At 73.8% G+C, this 19,621-nt stretch carries 15 protein-coding genes; 9 read left to right on the forward strand and 6 right to left on the reverse strand.

All coding sequences use genetic code 11. The features are described from left to right. Positions 1-40 precede the first annotated feature (40 nt). From glgX to AB0F58_RS14155, 4 genes are all read left to right on the forward strand, one after another. Positions 41-2,158, forward strand: coding sequence for a glycogen debranching protein GlgX (gene glgX / locus AB0F58_RS14140; RefSeq protein WP_357142500.1), 2,118 nt, complete (start codon positions 41-43; stop codon positions 2,156-2,158). Then, positions 2,158-4,488 carry a malto-oligosyltrehalose synthase gene (gene treY, locus AB0F58_RS14145; RefSeq protein ID WP_357142501.1) on the forward strand — a complete coding sequence of 777 codons (2,331 nt, stop codon included), beginning with the start codon at positions 2,158-2,160 and terminating at the stop codon, positions 4,486-4,488. The genes glgX and treY overlap by 1 nt, the downstream gene beginning before the upstream one ends. Further along, complete coding sequence (gene treZ / locus AB0F58_RS14150) at positions 4,485-6,218, forward strand: malto-oligosyltrehalose trehalohydrolase (RefSeq protein WP_357142502.1); 1,734 nt, start codon at positions 4,485-4,487, stop codon at positions 6,216-6,218. The genes treY and treZ overlap by 4 nt, the downstream gene beginning before the upstream one ends. A gap of 153 nt (positions 6,219-6,371) precedes the next feature. After that, positions 6,372-6,995, forward strand: a complete 624-nt coding sequence (locus tag AB0F58_RS14155; RefSeq protein WP_357142503.1) for a GNAT family protein — start codon at positions 6,372-6,374, stop codon at positions 6,993-6,995. 134 nt (positions 6,996-7,129) lie between these two features. Here the strand turns inward: AB0F58_RS14155 and AB0F58_RS14160 are convergent, their stop codons facing one another. Further along, positions 7,130-8,608, reverse strand: a complete 1,479-nt coding sequence (locus AB0F58_RS14160; RefSeq protein WP_357142504.1) for a glutamate--cysteine ligase — start codon at positions 8,606-8,608, stop codon at positions 7,130-7,132. A 179-nt stretch (positions 8,609-8,787) separates the two neighbouring features. On the opposite strand from AB0F58_RS14160, the gene AB0F58_RS14165 reads away from it, so the two are divergent. After that, the gene (locus tag AB0F58_RS14165; RefSeq protein ID WP_357142505.1) at positions 8,788-9,126 is read left to right on the forward strand and encodes a DUF3817 domain-containing protein; all 339 of its coding nucleotides are present in this window, start codon (positions 8,788-8,790) and stop codon (positions 9,124-9,126) included. 34 nt (positions 9,127-9,160) lie between these two features. On the opposite strand, the gene AB0F58_RS14170 is transcribed toward AB0F58_RS14165, so the two are convergent. Together AB0F58_RS14170 and AB0F58_RS14175 are read right to left on the reverse strand one after the other, a co-directional pair. Then, entirely contained in the window at positions 9,161-10,021 is an 861-nt protein-coding gene (locus AB0F58_RS14170; protein WP_357142506.1) for an alpha/beta hydrolase, read from the reverse strand. 46 nt (positions 10,022-10,067) lie between these two features. After that, entirely contained in the window at positions 10,068-10,619 is a 552-nt protein-coding gene (locus AB0F58_RS14175; RefSeq protein ID WP_357142507.1) for a hypothetical protein, read from the reverse strand. Between the two features lie 165 nt (positions 10,620-10,784). Between AB0F58_RS14175 and AB0F58_RS14180 the strand changes: the two genes are divergently transcribed. Further along, positions 10,785-11,909: a Vms1/Ankzf1 family peptidyl-tRNA hydrolase gene (locus AB0F58_RS14180; protein WP_357142508.1), complete on the forward strand. Its 1,125-nt coding sequence runs from the start codon at positions 10,785-10,787 to the stop codon at positions 11,907-11,909. 144 nt (positions 11,910-12,053) lie between these two features. After that, positions 12,054-13,097 carry an iron-containing redox enzyme family protein gene (locus AB0F58_RS14185; protein WP_357142509.1) on the forward strand — a complete coding sequence of 348 codons (1,044 nt, stop codon included), beginning with the start codon at positions 12,054-12,056 and terminating at the stop codon, positions 13,095-13,097. Between the two features lie 146 nt (positions 13,098-13,243). Here AB0F58_RS14185 and AB0F58_RS14190 read toward each other — a convergent pair whose 3' ends face one another. Then, positions 13,244-13,459, reverse strand: coding sequence for a CDGSH iron-sulfur domain-containing protein (locus AB0F58_RS14190; protein WP_357142510.1), 216 nt, complete (start codon positions 13,457-13,459; stop codon positions 13,244-13,246). Between the two features lie 267 nt (positions 13,460-13,726). On the opposite strand from AB0F58_RS14190, the gene AB0F58_RS14195 reads away from it, so the two are divergent. Beyond that, positions 13,727-15,118 (forward strand): hypothetical protein, encoded by a 1,392-nt coding sequence (locus AB0F58_RS14195; RefSeq protein ID WP_357142726.1) that lies wholly within the window; start codon positions 13,727-13,729, stop codon positions 15,116-15,118. A 339-nt stretch (positions 15,119-15,457) separates the two neighbouring features. Further along, on the forward strand, positions 15,458-16,600 hold the full coding sequence (locus AB0F58_RS14200) for a SigB/SigF/SigG family RNA polymerase sigma factor (RefSeq protein ID WP_357142511.1): 1,143 nt from the start codon (positions 15,458-15,460) through the stop codon (positions 16,598-16,600). 81 nt (positions 16,601-16,681) lie between these two features. On the opposite strand, the gene ctaD is transcribed toward AB0F58_RS14200, so the two are convergent. Both ctaD and AB0F58_RS14210 read right to left on the reverse strand, forming a co-directional pair. Further along, entirely contained in the window at positions 16,682-18,688 is a 2,007-nt protein-coding gene (ctaD, locus tag AB0F58_RS14205; protein WP_357142512.1) for a cytochrome c oxidase subunit I, read from the reverse strand. A gap of 98 nt (positions 18,689-18,786) precedes the next feature. Next, a complete protein-coding gene (locus tag AB0F58_RS14210) occupies positions 18,787-19,515 on the reverse strand; it encodes an ATP-binding protein (protein WP_357142513.1) in 729 nt (242 codons plus the stop codon). Positions 19,516-19,621 lie beyond the last annotated feature (106 nt).

The following is a 19,621-nucleotide window of genomic DNA, read 5'->3' on the forward strand; positions in this document are numbered from 1 at the left end:
GGTGACGACGCCGCAGCCGAACCATGCCCGAAGGAGCGACATGCAGGTCTGGCCGGGGGACCGCTATCCACTGGGGGCCACCTACGACGGGATGGGCACCAACTTCGCGATCTTCTCGGAGCTGGCCGAGGCGGTCGACCTCTGCCTCTTCGACGAGTGGGACACCGGCGCGGAGCGGCGCGTCCGGCTGCGCGAGGTCGACGCCCACGTCTGGCACGCGTACATCCCGGGCATCGAACCGGGGCAGCGGTACGGCTACCGGGTGCACGGGCCGTACGACCCGGCGAACGGGCTGCGCTGCAACCCGCACAAGCTGCTGCTCGACCCGTACGCCAAGGCGATCGACGGGGACGTGCAGTGGGACCGGGCGGTCTACGACTACGAACTGGGCGAGCCGGACCGGATGTCCGAGGCCGACTCCGCGCCGTTCATGCCCAAGTCGGTCGTGGTCAACCCGTACTTCGACTGGGGCAACGACCGGCCGCCCCGGACGCCGTACCACCACTCGGTGATCTACGAGGCCCACGTGCGCGGGCTGACCATGCGGCACCCGGGGATCCCCGAGGAGCTGCGCGGCACGTACGCCGGGATCGCCTCGCCGCCGATGATCGAGTACCTGACCCGGCTCGGGGTGACCGCGATCGAGCTGATGCCGGTGCACCAGTTCGTGCACGACCACCGCCTCGCCGACATGGGCCTGCGCAACTACTGGGGCTACAACACCGTCGGCTTCTTCGCCCCGCACCACGGCTACTCCGCGCTGGGCCGGCTGGGGCAGCAGGTGCAGGAGTTCCGGGGGATGGTCCGCGCGCTGCACGCCGCCGGCATCGAGGTGATCCTCGACGTGGTCTACAACCACACCGCCGAGGGCAACCACCTCGGGCCGACGCTCAGCTTCAAGGGCGTCGACAACCCCAGCTACTACCGCCTGTCGGAGGAGGACCGCCGCTACTACGTCGACTACACCGGCACCGGCAACAGCCTGAACGTGCGCAGCCCGCACTCGCTCCAACTGATCATGGATTCGCTGCGGTACTGGGTGCAGGAGATGCACGTCGACGGGTTCCGGTTCGACCTCGCCGCCACCCTGGCGCGGGAGTTCTACGAGGTGGACCGCCTCTCCACCTTCTTCGAGGTGGTCCAGCAGGATCCGGTGGTCAGCCAGGTCAAGCTGATCGCCGAGCCGTGGGACGTCGGCCCCGGCGGCTACCAGGTCGGCAACTTCCCGCCGGTCTGGACGGAGTGGAACGGCAAGTACCGGGACACCGTCCGGGACTTCTGGCGCGGCGAGCCGGCCACCCTGGCCGAGTTCGCCTCCCGGATCTCCGGCTCCGCCGACCTCTACCAGGACGACGGGCGCAAGCCGTTCCACAGCATCAACTTCGTCACCTGCCACGACGGGTTCACCCTCGCCGACCTGGTGGCCTACAACGACAAGCACAACGAGGCCAACGGCGAGGAGAACCGGGACGGCGAGAGCCACAACCGGTCCTGGAACTGCGGGGTCGAGGGCCCCACCGACGACGAGGGCGTGCTCGCCCTGCGGGCCCGGCAGCGGCGCAACTTCCTGGCCACCCTGATGCTCTCCCAGGGCGTGCCGATGATCGGCCACGGCGACGAGCTGGGCCGCACCCAGCACGGCAACAACAACGCCTACTGCCAGGACAGCGAGCTGGCCTGGATCGACTGGGAGAACGTCGACGAGCAGCTGCTCGACTTCGTCCGTGCGCTGACCGACTTCCGGGCCCGGCACCAGGTGTTCCGCCGCCGCCGGTTCTTCACCGGCCTGCCGGTGGGCGGTCGGACCGCCGAGCAGCCCCTGCCCGACCTGGCCTGGTACACCCCGGACGGGCGGGAGATGAACGGCGACGACTGGGGCAACGACTTCGGCCGCGCGGTGACCCTCTTCGTCAACGGCGAGGGCATCCGCGAACGCGGCCAGTACGGTCAGCGCCACCGGGACGACTCGTTCCTGCTCTGCTTCAACGCCCACGACGCCCCGCTGGAGTTCACCCTCCCCGGCGGCGAGTTCGGCCAGAAGTGGCAGTGCGTGATCAGCACCGCCGATCCCGATCCGGACGGTCCGACAGTGGTCGGCGCGGGCGGCACCCTGCGGGTGCCGGACCGTTCCCTGGTGGTCCTGGAGAGGACGGTCTGATGCCGACGAGACGTGACTCCGCCGCCCCGCCGCCCGGCCGTCCGGTCGGTGCCACCTACCGGGTGCAGGTCCGCCCCGGCTTCGACCTCGACGCCACCGCCGACCTCGCCGGCTACCTCGCCGACCTGGGCGTCTCCCACCTCTACAGCGCGCCGCTGCTGACCGCCACCCCCGGTTCCGCGCACGGCTACGACGTGGTGGACCACCGTGCCGTCAACCCGGAACTCGGTGGCGAGTCCGCCCGGCGGCGACTGGTGGCCGCACTGCGCGCCGCCGGGCTCGGCCTGGTGGTGGACATCGTCCCCAACCACGCCGGGGTGGCCCGACCGGAGGCCAACCCGGCCTGGTGGGACGTGCTGCGCCGGGGCCGGGACTCGGCGTACGCGCGCTGGTTCGACATCGACTGGGACCGTGGTCGGCTGTTGCTGCCGGTGCTCGCCGACACCCCGGACGCCCTGGGCGACCTCAAGCTGGTCGACGGGGAACTGCGCTACCACGAGCACCGTTTCCCGGTCGCCGACGGCACCGGGGACGGCAGCCCCGCCCAGGTGCACGACCGGCAGCACTACGAGCTGGTCTCCTGGCGGCGCGGCGACGCCGAGCTGACGTACCGGCGGTTCTTCGCCGTCTCGGACCTGGCCGGGCTGCGGGTGGAGGACCCGGAGGTCTTCGACGCCACCCATGCGGAGGTGCTGCGCTGGGTGGCCGCCGGCGAGGTCGACGGCATCCGGGTCGACCACCCCGACGGGCTGCGCGACCCGGCCGCCTACCTGGCCCGCCTGCGGGCCGCCGCCCCCGCCGCCTGGCTCCTGGTGGAGAAGATCCTCGAGTACGGCGAGGAACTGCCGGAGTGGCCGGTCGACGGCACCACCGGCTACGAGGCGCTCGCCGCGGTCTGCGGCCTCTTCGTCGACCGGCGTGCCGAGGGCGACTTCACCGCCCTGGACACCCGGCTCACCGGCACCGTCACCTCCTGGCCGGAGCTGATCCACGACACCAAGCTGGCCGCCGCCACCCGGCTGCTCGCCGCCGAACTGACCCGACTGGCCGCCCTCGCCCCCGAGATCGACCGGTCCGACGCCCGCGCCGCCCTCGCCGAGCTGGCCGCCTGCTTCCCGGTCTACCGGGGCTATCCGCCCGAGGGCGCCCGGCACCTGGCCGCCGCCCGCGCCGAGGCGGGCCGGCGCCGGCCCGACCTGACCGGCGTCCTGGACGCGCTCACCGCCCGGCTGCGCGACCCGGAGGACGAACTCGGCCGACGCTTCCCGCAGTTCACCGGCGCGGTGATGGCCAAGGGGGTGGAGGACACCGCCTACTACCGGTGGAGCCGGTTCGTCGCGCTGAACGAGGTCGGTGGCAGTCCCGCGCACTTCGGCACCCCGCCGGAGGAGTTCCACCGCTTCGCCACCGCCCGGCTGCGCCGCTGGCCGGCCGCGATGACCACGCTCTCCACCCACGACACCAAGCGGGGCGAGGACGTGCGGGCCCGGCTCGCCGTCCTGGCCGAGCTGCCGCAGCGCTGGGCGGAGCGGGTCGGCCGGTGGCTGGCCGAGGCGCCGCTGCCCGACCCGGCCTTCGCCCACCTGTTCTGGCAGACCGTGGTCGGCGCCTGGCCGATCGCGCGCGAGCGGCTGCACGCGTACGTGGAGAAGGCCGCCCGGGAGGCCGCCGCCTCGACCAGCTGGGCCGACCCGGACCCGGTCTTCGAGCGCACCCTGCACGACCTGGTCGACCGGGTGTACGACGACCCGGCGCTGCACGCCTCGCTCGCCGGGTTCGCCGCGGAGATCACCGGGCCCGGCTGGTCGAACGCGCTCGGACAGAAGCTCGTCCAGCTCGCCATGCCCGGGGTGCCCGACACCTACCAGGGCACCGAGTTGTGGGACAACTCCCTGGTCGACCCGGACAACCGCCGGCCGGTCGACTTCGCCGTACGCCGGGACCTGCTGGCCCGCCTCGACGCCGGCTGGCGGCCCCCGGTCGACGTCGGCGGCGCGGCGAAGCTGCTGGTGGTCTCCCGGACCCTGCGGCTGCGCCGGGACCGGCCGGACCTCTTCGGGGACCACCGGCCGGTGACGGCGCGCGGGCCGGCCGCCGCCCACGCGGTCTGCTTCGACACCGGTGGCGCGCTCGCGGTCGCCACCCGGCTGCCGGTGGGGCTGGACCGCCGGGGCGGTTGGGGCGACACGAGCGTGTCGCTTCCCGTTCACGACATGACCGAGCTGTTCACCGGGCGGGTCTACGCTGGCGACCGGGTGCCGCTGGCCGACCTGCTCGGCACCTATCCCGTCGCGCTGCTCGCTCCCGTCGAGTCCGGGGAGGCGTCATGACCGAGTTCACCGTGTGGGCACCGGAGGCCGGGCGGGTCCGGCTGCGGATCACCGGCGACGCCGACCGGGAGATGACTGCCGCGCCGGGCGGCTGGTGGCGGGCCGAGGTGCCCGACGCCGGGCCCGGCACCGACTACGCGTTCCTGCTCGACGACGACGACCGGGCCCTGCCGGATCCGCGTTCACCCTGGCAGCCGGCCGGCGTGCACGGGCCCAGCCGGGTTTACGACCACGCCGCCTTCGCCTGGTCCGACCAGGGATGGACCGGCCGGCAACTGCCCGGCAGCGTCCTGTACGAGCTGCACGTCGGCACGTTCACCCCGGAGGGCACCTTCGACGCGGTGGTCGACCGGCTGGACCACCTCGTCGACCTCGGCGTCGACATGATCGAACTGCTCCCGGTGAACGCGTTCAACGGCGAGTACAACTGGGGCTACGACGGGGTCTGCTGGTACGCCCCGCACCACGCCTACGGCGGCCCGGAAGGCCTGAAACGGCTGGTCGACGCGGCACACCGCCGGGGACTGGGGGTGATCCTCGACGTCGTCTACAACCATTTCGGCCCCTCCGGGGCGTACGCGCCGCGCTTCGGGCCGTACCTGGCCGAGGGCAGCAACACCTGGGGGCGTTCGGTCAACCTGGACGGCCCGCACTCCGACGAGGTACGCCGGTACATCACCGACAGCGTGCTGATGTGGCTGCGCGACTACCACGTCGACGGCCTGCGGCTGGACGCGGTGCACGCGCTCGCCGACGACCGGGCGACGCCGCTGCTGGAGGAGCTGGCCGTGGAGGTGGACTCGCTCGCCACCCACCTCGGCCGGCCGCTGTCGCTGATCGCCGAGTCCGACCTCAACGACCCCCGGCTGATCACCCCGCGCGAGGCCGGCGGCCTGGGTCTGCACGCGCAGTGGAACGACGACGCGCACCACGCCCTGCACACCCTGCTCACCGGGGAACGGCAGGGCTACTACGCCGACTTCGGCTCGTTGGAGTGCCTGGAGACCGTGCTCACCGGGGCGTTCTTCCACGCCGGTACCTGGTCGAGCTTCCGCAACCGCAGCCACGGCCGACCGGTCGACCGGCAGCGGGTGCCGGGTCACCGGTTCGTGGCGTACCTCCAGAACCACGACCAGATCGGCAACCGGGCCACCGGCGACCGGATCTCCGCGACCCTCTCCCCGGGACTGCTGCGCGTCGGCGCGACCCTGCTGATGACCGCGCCGTTCACCCCGATGCTGTTCATGGGGGAGGAGTGGGGCGCGACTACGCCGTGGCAGTTCTTCACCAGCCATCCCGAGCCCGAACTGGCCGCCGCGGTCGTCACCGGCCGGCGGCGGGAGTTCGCCGCGCACGGCTGGCCGGCGGGGGAGGTCCCCGACCCGCAGGACCCGCAGACCTTCGCCCGGTCCCGGCTGGACTGGGCCGAGCGGGACAAGCCCGAGCACCGGGAGACGCTGGAGTTCCACCGCCGGCTGATCGCGCTGCGCAAGGCCCGACCCGAACTCTCCGACCCCCGCCTGGACCGGGTCGACGTGCGCCACGGCGACCGGTTCCTGGTGGTGCGGCGGGGGGAGTGCCTGGTAGTGGCGAACCTGGCCGACCGGGCGCAGCGGGTCAACCTGCCCGGGGTGGTCCGCCAGGTCCTGCTCGCCACCGGCACCGGCGTGACCGTGATGCGCGACGCCGTGGAGCTACCGGCGGAGACGGCGGCGATCGTGGCGCTCTGAACGACTCGATCGCGGTCTCCGGTCCGGTGCAGCTGGATGCGAGGATGACGACATGATGTTGTTGATCGACGTCCGTCTCGTGTCCTGCCCGGCCTACCAGCCGTTGCGCCGGGTCGCCGGTCGGGTGCGCCGGGCGACCGGCGGGCACACCCGGTGAGCGGCTCCGGCTGGCTCGGCGTCCGGCTCCGTCCCGTCGCCGAAACCGACCTGGCCATGTTCCGCCGGTTCCTCACCGAGCCGGGGCTGATCGGCCCGGACTGGGCCGGCTTCCGGGACCCGGGAACCCCGGCCCGGCGGCTCGCCGTGGACGGCTATCTCGGCGCCGACGACGGCCGGCTGACCGTCGAGGTCGACTGTGGGCGGCTCGGCAGGGAGCCCGCCGACCCCGAGCCCGGGGGCGCGCCGGAGGACCGGCCGGCGGACGCCGGCGGGAGCGGCGACACGGGGCAGGTAGCGGCGGGTTTCGTCAGTTTCCGGGCCGGCTCGTACGGGGGATCCGCCCGGCACTGGGAGATCGGCATCGCCCTGCTGCCCGAGTGGCGGGGGCGCGGCGTCGGCTGGCGGGCGCAGGCGATGCTCTGCGACTACCTGTTCACGCACACCCCGGTCCAGCGCATCCAGGCCGGCACCCAGCCGGAGAACGTCGCCGAGCAGGCGGCGCTGACCAGGGCGGGATTCCAGTTCGAGGGCGTCCTCCGGGCCTGCGAGTTCCGGGCCGGGCGGTGGCGCGACGGATACCTCTACAGCCGGCTCCGCGACGACCCGTCGCCCTGGTGAGGACCGCGCCTGCGCCGCCCGGCCGGCCCCGGCGTCCGGTGCCGCCCGTTCCCGTTCGGCCGTCCCCGGGGGTCGTGTGCTCCCGGGTCGGTGCCGTGGGTCCGGGTCGTGTGCTCCCGGGTCGGTCGGGGGGCTCAGGGCAGGGGCCACTCGTGGACGGGCCGGTTGCTGTGCATCAGGTCGACGTAGTGGCCGAGCATCCGGCGCAGTGCCTCCGGCCGGTCGACGTGGTCCTCGCTCTCGAACCGGTGCAGGGTGGCCACCTGCCAGGTCGCCCCGTTGCGCCCGGTCAGGCAGCGGCCCTCGATGACGCCGAGCAGCCGGTCCCGCTCCGCCGGGTCCAGTCCCCACCGGTCCAGGCCGTGATGGGCCAGGGGCAGCAGCCGCCGCAGCACCAGCTCGGTGACCGGCAGGTAGCCCAGCCCCGGCCAGAAGACCTGCGCGTCGATGCCGTGCCGGGCGCAGGCGTGGAAGTTCTCCTCGGCCGCGCTGAACGACATCTGTGACCACAGCGGCCGGTCCGACTCGGCCAGCGCCCGGACGAGGCCGAAGTAGAACGCGCCGTTGGCGACGGTGTCCAGCACGGTCGGCCCGGCCGGCAGGACCCGGTTCTCCACCCGCAGGTGCGGCCGGCCCCGCACCACGTCGTAGACCGGCCGGTTCCAGCGGTAGACGGTGCCGTTGTGCAGCCGCAACTCGGCCAGCCGGGGCACGTCGCCGGCGGCGAGCGCCTCGGCCGGGTCCTCCGGGTCGCAGATCGGCAGCAGCGCCGGGTAGTACCGCACGTTCTCTTCGAACAGGTCGAAGACGCTGGTGATCCAGCGTTCCCCGAACCAGACCCGGGGGCGTACCCCCTGGGCCTTGATCTCTTCGGCCCGGGTGTCGGTGGCCTGCTCGAACAGCGGGATCCGGGTCTCCCGCCACAGTTCCCGGCCGAACAGCAGCGGCGCGTTGGCCCCCAGCGCCACCTGCACCCCGGCGACGGCCTGGGCGGCGTTCCAGTAGTCGGCGAACCGGGCCGGGCTGACCTGGAGGTGGAACTGGGTGCTGGTGCAGGCGGCCTCGGGGGTGATGGTGTCGGCGGTGATGGCCAGCCGCTCCACGCCGTTGATGGCGATCCGCAGGTCCTCGCCCCGGGCGGCGAAGATCTGCTCGTTGAGGAGCCGGTAACGCGGGTTCGCCGAGAGGGTCTCGGCGGTGAGGTGCTCCGGCCGCAGCGTCGGCAGGATCCCGATCATCACCATGTGCGCGCCGACCGTGCGGGCCTTCTCCTCCGCCGCGTTCAGGCTGGCCCGGACGGCCTCCTCGAACTCGGCCGTGCCGGTGCCGACCAGCCGCCGGGGCGCGACGTTGATCTCCACGTTGAACTGGCCCAGTTCGGTCTGGAAGTCCGGGTCGGCGACGGCGGCGAGCACGTCGGCGTTGCGCATCGCCGGCATCGACGCCTCGTCGACCAGGTTGAGCTCGATCTCCACGCCGGTCGTCGGACGATCCGACTCGAACCGCGACTCCCGCAGCATCTCGGCGAAGACGTCGAGGCAGCGGCGGACCTTCTCCCGATACCGGGCCCGGTCCTCCCGTGTGAAGGTCCGTACCCCGACGTCCTCGCCCATGGTCACCACCCTGTCACCCTGGTGTTTCCAACCTCGCATGTGCCGGCGGTACGGAAAAGGGTCGGAGGTCCCTTTCCCGCCCACCGCCGTTCGACGTGATCCGGCTCGCGCCAGGGTCACCCGTATGTCGTTGTACCCACTGCGGCCCCTAACATGGCCCGCGCGGGAGGGGAGAGCGCGTGCGCGAGAAGGTGACCCGGTGGTTCGTGGCGGTGGCCGTCGCCGAGGCGTGCTCCTGGCTGGGCCTACTGGTCGGGATGGCGGTCAAGTACGGACCACCCGGCAACGAGATCGGTGTGCAGGTCTTCGGGCCGGTACACGGTGCGCTCTTCATGGCGTACGGCCTGCTGACCCTGCTGGTCGCCCGCCAGCAGCGGTGGGGCTGGGGGATCACGCTGGTGGCCCTGGCCTGCGCGGTCCCGCCGTTCGCGACGCTGGCCTTCGAGCGGTGGGCCCGCCGGCGGGGCCGGCTGGCGCCGGCCGCCGGGCCGACCCGTACCCCGGCTCCGGTGGGCTGACCCCGGACGGCGACCGGGTGACCCGGCACGACGCTCATCGGGCCAGAAAGGCGGCCAGTTCGGCGGCGAGCCGTTCCGGTGCCTCCTCGGCCATGTGGTGCCCGCAGTCGATCGAGGTCGCGGAGACGTCGTCCGCCCAGTCCCGCCAGATCGCGGCCGGGTCCCCGTAGAGGTCGGCCAGGTCGTCGCGTTCGGAGTGGACGAACAGCACCGGGCAGGCGATCCGCCGTCCCGCCGCCCGGTCGGCGTCGTCGGCGGCCCGGTCCGGGCCGAGGCCGGCCCGGTAGTCCTCGCACATCGCGTGCACCGTGGCCGGATCGTGGATGGCCTGCCGGTAGTCGGCGTACGCCTCCGCGCCCATCTGTTCCGGCGAGCCGCCGTACCAGGCGTCCGGGTCGAGGTTGATCACGCGCTCCGCCGCCCTGTCCCGTTGGCCGAGGAAGAACCAGTGCCACCAGCGGGCGGCGAACCGGGCGTCGCAGCGGGACAGCGCCTCGCCGATCGGCACGCCGTCGAGCACGCCGAGGCGGGTCACCCGGTCCGGGTGGTCCAGCGCGGTACGCATCGCCACGTAGCATCCCCGGTCGTGGCCGACCACGGCGAAGCGTTCGTGTCCGAGCCGCCGCATCAGCGCCACCACGTCGCCGGCCATGGCCCGTTTCGCGTACGGCGCGGAGTCGGGCGTCGTGGGCGGCTTGCTCGACCCCCCGTAGCCGCGCAGGTCCGGGCAGACCACCGTGTACCGGTCGGCGAGTCGGGGCGCCACCCGGTGCCAGGTGGCGTGGGTACGGGGGTGGCCGTGCAGCAGCACCACGGGCGGGCCGGACCCACCGTGCCGGACCCGGAGGCGTACCGGCCCGACGTCGATCTCGGTCAGTGTGAAACCGGGGAACATGCTCCGGTTGCCTGCCCGCCGGTCCCGGCCGGCAAACCCGTCCGGCTCAGATGGCGACCAACCAGACCACGACCAGCGCCACCAGCAGCATCCCGACGAACGCTTGGAGCAGCAGCGGCGGCCCGAGGTGGGACCAGACCGTCGGCGGCCGGGGGGTCAGCCACTGGGTGGTGGTGATGTTGACGATCCGTTCGATCCGGGGCGGGAGGTCCGGGTCGCCCTGGTCGCGGAGGGTGAGTTGGACGTGGTCGCCGGGGTGCACGGCGCTCTGGGCCAGGTGGCCGTGCAGTTCCACCTCGTAGAGCTGGCCGTCGGCGTCGCGCAGCCGCATCGGTGTGACCAGGAACTCCGGCCCCTTCTTGAGTTCCTTGAAGCTGCGCCGGGCCGGCCCGCCGGTGCCGGCCTTGAGCAGTGTCCGCACCAGGAGGGTCAGCGCCTGGGTCAGGCCGGCTGCGGTCATCACCACCACCAGGATCGGCTGCCCCACCCGCATCTCCCGGGTGTAGCCGTCCATGAAGCGCACCACCCGCCCGGTGAAGATCTTGCCGGTCGGGCGGAGGATCCGCGGGCGGCGGAGGTCGCTGTCCATGGTCACCACCGAAAGTCCTGTTCTGTGCACCGATCGTATCCGTCGGGTGGGTTGAACGACATGAGTGAACGGGCTCACGGCGCGTCCGGCCGCCGGGTGCCGGCCGGGCGCCGGTCGAGGTGACATCCCGAGCGGTGCGGGTAAGCGCGGGGCCGAGCCGGAAAGGGGTCGAGCATGGACCTGTCCTTCCTGAACCCGCTCTACGACCGTCCCGGACCGTGGTGTTCGGTCTACCTGGACGCCTCCCGGGACACCCACGACGCGCGGAAGGCGCTGGAGGTGCGGTGGCGCGGGCTGGCGGCCCGACTCACCGACCAGGGAGCCGATCCGGAGACGGTCGCGGCCCTGGACCGGATGGTCGCCGAACACGACCCTTTGCCCGGGGACTACGGGCTGGCCGCCTTCGCGAGTCGGGGGCGGGTGGCGCTGACCGAGTACCTCGCCGCGCCACCGGTGCGCGACCTGGCCGGGTACGGTCCGTTGCCGCACACGATGCCCCTGCTCGCCCAGCGGGGCGAGCAGGTCGCCTGGGTGCGGGTGCTGGCCGACCGGACCGGCGCCGACGCGGTGGCGGTCAGCGCCGGTGGCGTACCGCGCCGGACGCGCGTGCGGGGCGCGGCGCGGCACCAGATCCGACGGGTGCAGCCCGGCGGCTGGTCGCAGTCGCGCTACCAGCGGGCCGCCATGGAGGCGTGGCACCACAACGCGGGCGACGCCGCGGCGGCGGCGGTCACGCTGGCGGAGCGGGTCGGCGCGGAGGTGGTGATCCTCGCCGGGGACGTCCGGGCCACCGGGGTGATCGCGGCCCAGTTGCCCGCCCGGTGGCAGGACCGACTGGTCCGCACCGACGCCGGAGAGCGGGCCGACGGCGCGGACCCCACGGCCATGGAGGACGTCACGGTGCAGGCCGTCGCCGAGGTGGCCGACCGGCGGATCCAGGAGACCCTGGACCGGTTCGGTGTCCAGGAGGACGTCGGCGCGGGCCTGGACGCGGTGGTCGGCGCGCTGCAACGCGACCAGGTCGACACCATGCTGATCGTGGACGACCCGTCCTCCACCGACGAACTCTGGATCGGTCCGGAGCCGACCGAGATCGCCACCGATCCGGGACAGCTCACCGCGATGGCCGTCGACCACCCCGAGCGGGTACGCGCCGACGCGGCGCTGGTGCGGGCCCTGGTCGGCACGGACGCGGCGGTGACCGTGCTGGGGCCGGACGAGGCCCCGGAGCTGACCGACGGCGTGGGCGCGGTGCTGCGCTACGTGGACGCCGGCACGCCCGGCCGTGGCCGGGCCTGACCATCCCGTTCCCGCCCCCGCCCGCGGCGGCAGGCCGGGCCCCGCCGCCGGGCGGATCCGGGCGGACGCGCCCGTGGCGGGGGCGGGGCCGTTTAGGCGGCAGCGGCCTGGGCATCTACCGGCGCAGTCGATCAGGGAGGCACCATGTCCGACCCCGCCGCCCCACACGGCCCGGCGCCGCTGCCCCGGGCCCGTGGCCCGGTCTCGGCCGCCCTGGTCGCCGCGTGGCGTGAGCCGCCGCACGACCTCCCGGCGCACCTCGACTGCGACGCGGTCGACCCGCTCACCGACGAGGACCTGCAACTGAGCCTGTTCCTCTGCTACGAGCTGCACTACCGGGGCTGGGCCGGGGTGGACGAGGAGTGGGAGTGGCAGCCGTCGCTGCTCGCCCTCCGGGCCCGCCTCGAACGGCGGTTCGAGGCCGCGCTGCGGCGGCTGGTCGGCCCGCTGCCGGCGGTGGTGGAGCCGGCCGCCCTGCCGGCGGCGCTGGTCGCGCTGACCCGGGCCGACGACGGCCCGTCGCTCGCCGCCACCCTGCACCGGCGGGCCACCCTGGCGCAGTTCCGGGAGTTCGTCACGCACCGCTCGATCTACCACCTCAAGGAGGCCGACCCGCACTCCTGGGCGATCCCCCGGCTCGGTGGCGCGGTCAAGGCCGCCCTGGTCGAGATCCAGGCCGACGAGTACGGCGGTGGCCGGCCGGAGCGCATGCACGCCGAACTGTTCCGGCTCACCCTGGACCGGCTGGATCTCGACACCGGCTACGCCGCGCACCTCGACGCGGTGCCGGCGGTGACCCTGGCGACCACCAACGTGATCTCCCTCTTCGGCCTGCACCGCCGGCTGCGCGGGGCGCTGGTGGGACACCTGGCCGCCTTCGAGATGACCTCCTCGTTGCCGAACCGCCGGTACGGCAACGGGCTGCGCCGGCTCGGCTTCGACGAGGTGGCCACCCGCTTCTACGACGAACACGTCGAGGCCGACGCCGTGCACGAGCAGATCGCCGTGCACGACCTCTGCGGCGGGTTGGTCCGGGCCGAGCCCGCCCGTGCCGCGGACGTGCTCTTCGGCGCGGCGGCCTGCCTGGCCGTGGACCGGCTCTTCGCCACGCACCTGCTCACCAACTGGACCGCCGGACGCAGCTCGCTGCGCCCGACAGCGGCCGACGAGGTGCCGCTGGCGGCCTGACCCCGTCCGGGCCGGCTCCCCCCGGCCCTCGCCCGCCCCGGCCCGCCCGGTGCTCCCCTTCCTGGCCCGTCCCGCCCACTCCGCCGACCCCGCCCGGCGGCCCACCCGACTCGGACGCCCGGGACGGGCGGGGTGGGGCGGGCCGCTCAGCCGGTGCGGAAGTCCACCACCTTGTGCGTGCCGTCGCAGAACGGTTTCAACGCCGACTGCCCGCACCGGCACAGCGCCACCGTCCCCCGGCGCGTCTCGATGGTGCGCCCCTCGGGGGTCACCAGGGCGAAGTCGCCCCGTACCAGCAGTGGTCCGTCCGGATAGGCGGTGATGGTGGCGCCCGCCGCAGCGGAGGTCGGGTCGTCAGGCATGGCACGGGGATGCCCGCCGCGCAGGGCCCGAAACCCGCCGGAACCGCCCCGGACCGTCCCGCTCGCCGACGAGCCGCGAGGCAGGGCCCTTGGGGACGGCGGGTGCGCCCCGCCCGTCGGGGCCGGTGACCCACCGAAGGACCAGCACCCGCTGAATCCCCCCGCCCGGTGGCGGACCTCCCGTTTGAACCCCATCCGGACGGGAAGCCGGGCCGCGTGGTGAGCGAACGAGGGACGGTCGGGCCGAAACGCGGGACGCGGACCGGGCTGCCGGCCGACGGCACCGGTCCGGCCGGTGAACGGGCGGTGGCGGCCGGCAGCACCGCCCGGGTCCTGGTGGCGGTGGCCGCCCGGGCGCTGCAAGGGACGGACTGCGCCGACCTCGGTCACCCGCCCACCCTGGCGAGGTTCCCCGGCGCGCCGGAAACGGTGCGCCGCGCGGCCGTCGCCCGGACCGCCGCCCGGGTGGCGCTGCCGGTGGAGCAGGCCGCCGAGGTGGACGCCGAACGGGTGGCCCGCTGGTTCGTCGACCAGTACCCCCGGCGGCGGTACCCGGGTGTGGTCCTCGGCTCGGCGCACGGTGCGGCCGTGCACCTCGCCGTCGCGCTCGGTGTGCCGTGGCTGCCCGCCGGCTTCGAGATGACCGCTCGCTGGACCGACGGCGCGGTGGACCATCCCCGGGCGGCGCACGACCACGGCGCGGCGCTGGCCGGTCGGCTGCTGCGCGGCAACACCGACGTGCACGTCCGCCAGGTCCACTGCCCGGCCAGCCGGGGCGTGCTGGCCGGGGCGACGGTGACGCTCGGCGTGCGCTGGCAACGCCTGCCGCGCGCGTACGCCCGGTTCCTGGCCAACCGGCTCGAGCCGGAGGCGTCCGTGCTGCTGCTGCGGGACGCCCGCACCTGGCCGGTCCGCGACGACGGCCGGGGGCACAGCTTCCAGGTGGGTTGCCCGGCCAGCGGTCTCGACCCGGTCGACTTCCACGCGGACAGTCCGGCGCTGCGTCAGGTCCTCCGCTCCGCCGGGGGCGACCGTTCCCGGTGGGAACCGCCGGAGGTGTCCTACGCCCGGGCACCGGCCGAGAACGCCGTCGAGGCCGGGTTCGAGCTCGGAATCCGGGAGTGGACCGGCCGCCGGGGCCATCCGCTGCACCGGGTCCTCTTCCCGCAGCCCGAGGCGCTCAGCGCGGCGACCGCCGACCTGTACCGGGGCTGGCTGCGCGCCGCCGGCAAGACCGGTGACCGGCTGGTGGTGGAGTGCGGCCGGCTGCTCGACCCCTGGCAGGTGGTCCGGGCCGGGCTGGTGCCGTACTGGTGCGAGAACGCGGCCCGGCGCAGCGTCGCCGCGGCCGAGTGGTGGCTTGCCGGCAGCGAGCCGTTCACCTCGGTGGACGTCCTGCCGGAACCGCCGGGCGTGCCGTCGCCGGCCCTGGCCGGACTACCCCAGTGGCTCGCGGTCGCCGCGTTCGGCCGCCGTCGGCGGGCCCTGGACCGCACCGCGGCGCGCGGCTACCCGGTCACCTCGGTGCCCACCCGCCGGGCCACCGAGGTGCTCCGCAACCAGCCGTACGACCTGCCGGTCCCGCCGCCGCTGGCGGTGGACGCGGCGCTGGCCGCGCTGCGCGACAGCGGCACCGCCCAGGGGCTGCTGGTGGGCTGACCCGCCCGCCCGGTCCCGCCGGCCTCTCCGGTCCCGCCGGTCGGCAGCGGCCAGCCGCGTCACGTCCACCCCGCCCGCCGGGGCCGGTCCGCGCCCCGGCCGGTAGCCAGTCGGGGCAGCCTGCCGAAACATCCTCGTGACCCGGTGGTCCCGTGGTTGAGTACCTACAGAAGCGGGAGCACCGCTGGCTGCGACGGCCCGGTCGGCACAGGCCGCGCGGCATGCTGTTGTCGCCCGTCGGCATTCCTATCTTCCGCCCTTACCGCATCCGGTGCGGCGCCTCGTCGCGCCGGTGGCCGGCGTGCGGAGGGGGCGGGGACCTTCCCGAGGGAGGCGCGGATGTTCGGACAGACCACGACAACCACCCCGTCACCGACCGACCGGGGCCTGGAGGACCTCGACTCGGCCGCGTTGGCCTACGCGGCGCGTATCGAGGGCCTTCCGCCCGAACGGCGACAGGAGGCCCGGGACGACCTGGTCCGGTTCGCCCTGCCGTTCGCCGGCCGGCTGGCCCGCCGGTACCGGGGTCGGGGCGAGCCCTTGGAGGACCTGGAGCAGGTCGCCCGGCTGGGGCTGGTCAACGCGGTCGACCGGTACGACCCGGAGCGCGGTTCGTTCACCGCGTACGCGGCGATCACCATCGTGGGAGAGATCAAGCGGCACTTCCGGGACCGCACCTGGGGGGTGCACGTGCCCCGCCGGTTGCGGGACCTGATCCTGGAGGTCGGCCAGGCCACCGCCGCCCTGACCAGTGAACTGTCCCGTACGCCGACGGTGGCGGAACTGGCCGAGCGGCTGGAGACGCCGCAGGAGGAGATCCTCGCCGCGCTGGAGTCGGCGGCCGGGTACAGCCCGGCCTCGCTGAACGCGCCGGTCGGTGGCGAGAGCTCGGCGGAGTTCGGCGACCTGGTGGGGGAGTCGGACAACGCGCTGGAGTCGATCGACGACCGGGTCACCGTCAGCGGCCTGCTGCACCGGCTGCCCTGGCGGGAGCGGCGGATCCTGGCCATGCGCTTCTACGGCAACCAGACCCAGGCGGAGATCGCGGCGCGGTTCGGCATCTCCCAGATGCACGTCTCCCGGCTGCTGTCGCGCGCGCTGACCTGGCTGCGCCAGGCGATGCTCGCCGACACCCCGCCACCGTGGCACAACGGCGCGGAGGCCGACGGCGGGCGTACCCGGATCGCGGTGAAGCACGCCGGTGACCGGGTGGTGGTGGAGGTCGGCGGCGAGGTGGACCGGGACGGCGCGGACCAGTTGCGCCGGGCCGTGCTGGGGGCGCTGACCGGCCAGCCCCGCGAGGTGGTGGTCGAGCTGAACGGCGCGGGCGGGTTCGACGCCGGTGGCGTCGCCGCGCTGATGGCCGGCCGGGACGCCGCCGAGCGCAGCGGGGTGCCGCTGCGGCTGACCGGGGCGCAGCCGGCGGTACGCCGCTCGCTCACCGCCGCCGGGCTCGCGTCCGCCGCCGTACCACGCCGCTGACCGACAGCGGCGCGGCCACCGCCGGCCGGACGCCCACCGGCGGCGGCCCGACGGTCGCCGGGGCGCCGCCCGACAGGGCGGTCAGCGCTCCGGCGGCGGCTGCTCGTCGGGGCCGCGCGGGTGCTGCCAGCGGTCGTTGCCGCCGGCTTCCTGCTGGGAGCCGAACGGGTTCGTCGGCTCGTCGGTCCCCTCGAAGCTGGGACGGAGCACCTCGTCCGGGTCCGGCACCTCGACGGGGCGGGCTCCGGACTGCGGTGCCGGATGGTAGTCGGCGGCCTCCTGGGCACCCTGCGCGCCTGCGGCGCTCGGGGACTCCGGTGCGTGTCGCTCGTGGTGCATCTCCTCCCGCAGGTGCTGCGGGGGGCGGGTGGAGCGCTGCGGCAGGTCGCGGCCGAGGTCGGCCACCAGGGTGCCGTACTTGGCGTCGAACGCGGGCCGCTCGGAGCGGATCCGGGGCATCCGGTCGAAGTTGCGCAGCGGGGGCGGGCAGGTGGTCGCCCACTCCAGCGAGTTGCCGAAGCCCCACGGGTCGTCGACGGTGACCAGCGCCCCGTACCGCCAGGACTTCCAGGCGTTCCAGATGAAGAACAGGGTGGAGATGCCGAGGACGAACGAGAAGACCGTCGACACCGTGTTCAGCGTGGTGAAGCCGTCGGTGTCCAGGTAGTCGGCGTACCGGCGGGGCATCCCCTCCGCGCCCAGCCAGTGCTGCACCAGGAACGTGCCGTGGAAGCCGATGAACATCGTCCAGAAGTGCGCCTTGCCCAGTCGCTCGTCCAGCAGGCGACCGGTCATCTTGGGCCACCAGAAGTAGAAGCCGCCGAAGAGCGCGAAGACCACCGTGCCGAAGAGCACGTAATGGAAGTGGGCCACCACGAAGTAGGTGTCGGTGAGGTGGAAGTCGGCCGGCGGGGAGGCCACCAGCACCCCGGTCAGGCCACCGAGCAGGAACGTCACCAGGAAGCCGACCGCGAACAGCATGGGCGTCTCGAAGGTGAGCTGCCCCTTCCACATGGTGCCGATCCAGTTGAAGAACTTCACCCCGGTGGGCACCGCGATCAGGTAACTGAGAATGCTGAAGAACGGCAGCAGCACCTGGCCGGTGCCGAACATGTGGTGCGCCCAGACGGTCATCGACAGGATGGTGATCGCGATGGTCGCGCCGACCAGCCCCTTGTAGCCGAAGATCGGCTTCCGGGAGAAGACCGGGATGATCTCGGTGATGATGCCGAAGAACGGCAGCGCGATGATGTACACCTCGGGATGCCCGAAGAACCAGAAGAGATGCTGCCAGAGCATCGGGCCGCCGGTGTCCGGGTCGAAGACGTGCGCGCCGAGGAGGCGGTCGGCGGCGAGCGCGAGCAGGGCGGCGGCGAGCAGGGGGAAGACCAGGATCACCAGGACGCTGGTGAGCAGCATGTTCCAGGTGAAGATCGGCATCCGGAACATGGTCATGCCCGGGGCGCGCAGGGTGAGCACGGTGGCGATCAGGTTGACCGCGCCGAGGATGGTGCCGAGCCCGGAGATCACCAGGCCGATCACCCACAGGTTCGCGCCGACCCCGGGGGAGTGCTCGACCCGGCTCAGCGGTACGTAGGCGGTCCAGCCGAAGTCCGCCGAGCCGCCGGGGTTGAGGAACCCGCCGAAGACCATCAGCCCGCCGAGCAGGTAGAGCCAGTAGGCCAGCGCGTTCAGCCGGGGGAACGACACGTCCGGCGCGCCGATCTGGATCGGTACCAGGTAGTTGCCGAAGCCGAACGCGGCCGGGGTGGCGAAGAGCAGCAGCATCGCCGTGCCGTGCGCGGTGAAGAGCTGGTTGTACTGCTCGGAGGAGAGGAACTGCATGCCCGGCCGGGCCAGTTCCGCCCGGATCAGCATGGCCTGCACCCCGGCGACCAGGAAGAAACCGAACGAGGTGAGCAGGTAGAGCAGCCCGATCTGCTTGTGGTCGGTGGTGGCCAGGAAGCGGATCAGCTTTCCGCCCGGCAACGCCGGTCGGACCGGGCCCGGATAGCCGCCGAACCGGGCCGGCGCGAGGATCGCCGGTCCCCGGTCCCGCTCCGGCCCCGTGGTGGTCGATGTCGTCATACCGGTTCTCACCCCGCCCGCGCGCCGGATAGGACGGGCATGGCTACCCGTCGCTCTCCCTATGAAACCAGGTGAGAAGGGTGAAATTGGGCGTAATGCTACACGGCGGGAAGCATCGCCCAGACCACCTTGCCGTCGCCGGTCAGGGAGCTGCCCCAGCGCTGGGTCAACTCCCGGACCAGCAGCAGCCCGCGCCCGCCCTCGGCCCCGTGGTCCGGGTTGGCGGGACGGGCGGCGGCCCGGCTGCCGTCCACCACCGCGACGTGCAGGTACGGCCGGCGCAGCGTCAGGGTGACCTGCATCGGGGTGCCCGCGTGCCGGACCACGTTGCCCACCAGTTCGCTGAGCACCAGCGTGGTCGGGCCGACCAGTTCCGGCACGTTCCACCGCCCACAGGCGTCCCGGGCCAGCTCCCGGGCCCGACGGCAGGCGTCCGCGACCGGCTGGAGCCGGGTCCGCAACCGGGGCGCGGCGCTCGCGTCCGCCTGGCGGGTGGCCTCGGCGCGGTCCCGGCAGACCGGCAGCACCCGGCAGGCGGTGGACTCGGCCAGCCAGGTCGCCGCCTGCGGCGGTGGGGCGCAGAGCACCATCGGGACGGCCGGCCAGTCCGCCGCCTCACGCGCGGCGGCGGCGAAGACGGAGAGCGCCAGCCGGTCCCGGACGGTCACCTCGGCCAGGTCGACGACGAGCGCGTCGGGTTGGGCGGTCAGACACCGGTGCAGCACGGTGTGCACGGACCGCATGGTCTCCACGTCGAGGGTGCCGGCGAGCCGGACCTCCGTCACGGGCGACTTCTCGCGCACCTGGCAGGAGATTCGCGTCGGCATGGGCTCGCTCCGTACGTGCCTGGGGGCTGGTGTTCCGTGATCCGGAAGGTACCCCCGGCCAGCGCGCCGAAACGCCGGCCGGGGTGCCCGCCACCGGGACCGGAGA

The sequence above is a fragment of the Micromonospora sp. NPDC023956 genome, assembly GCF_040639195.1.
In the GTDB taxonomy this organism is placed as follows: Bacteria; Actinomycetota; Actinomycetes; order Mycobacteriales; family Micromonosporaceae; genus Micromonospora.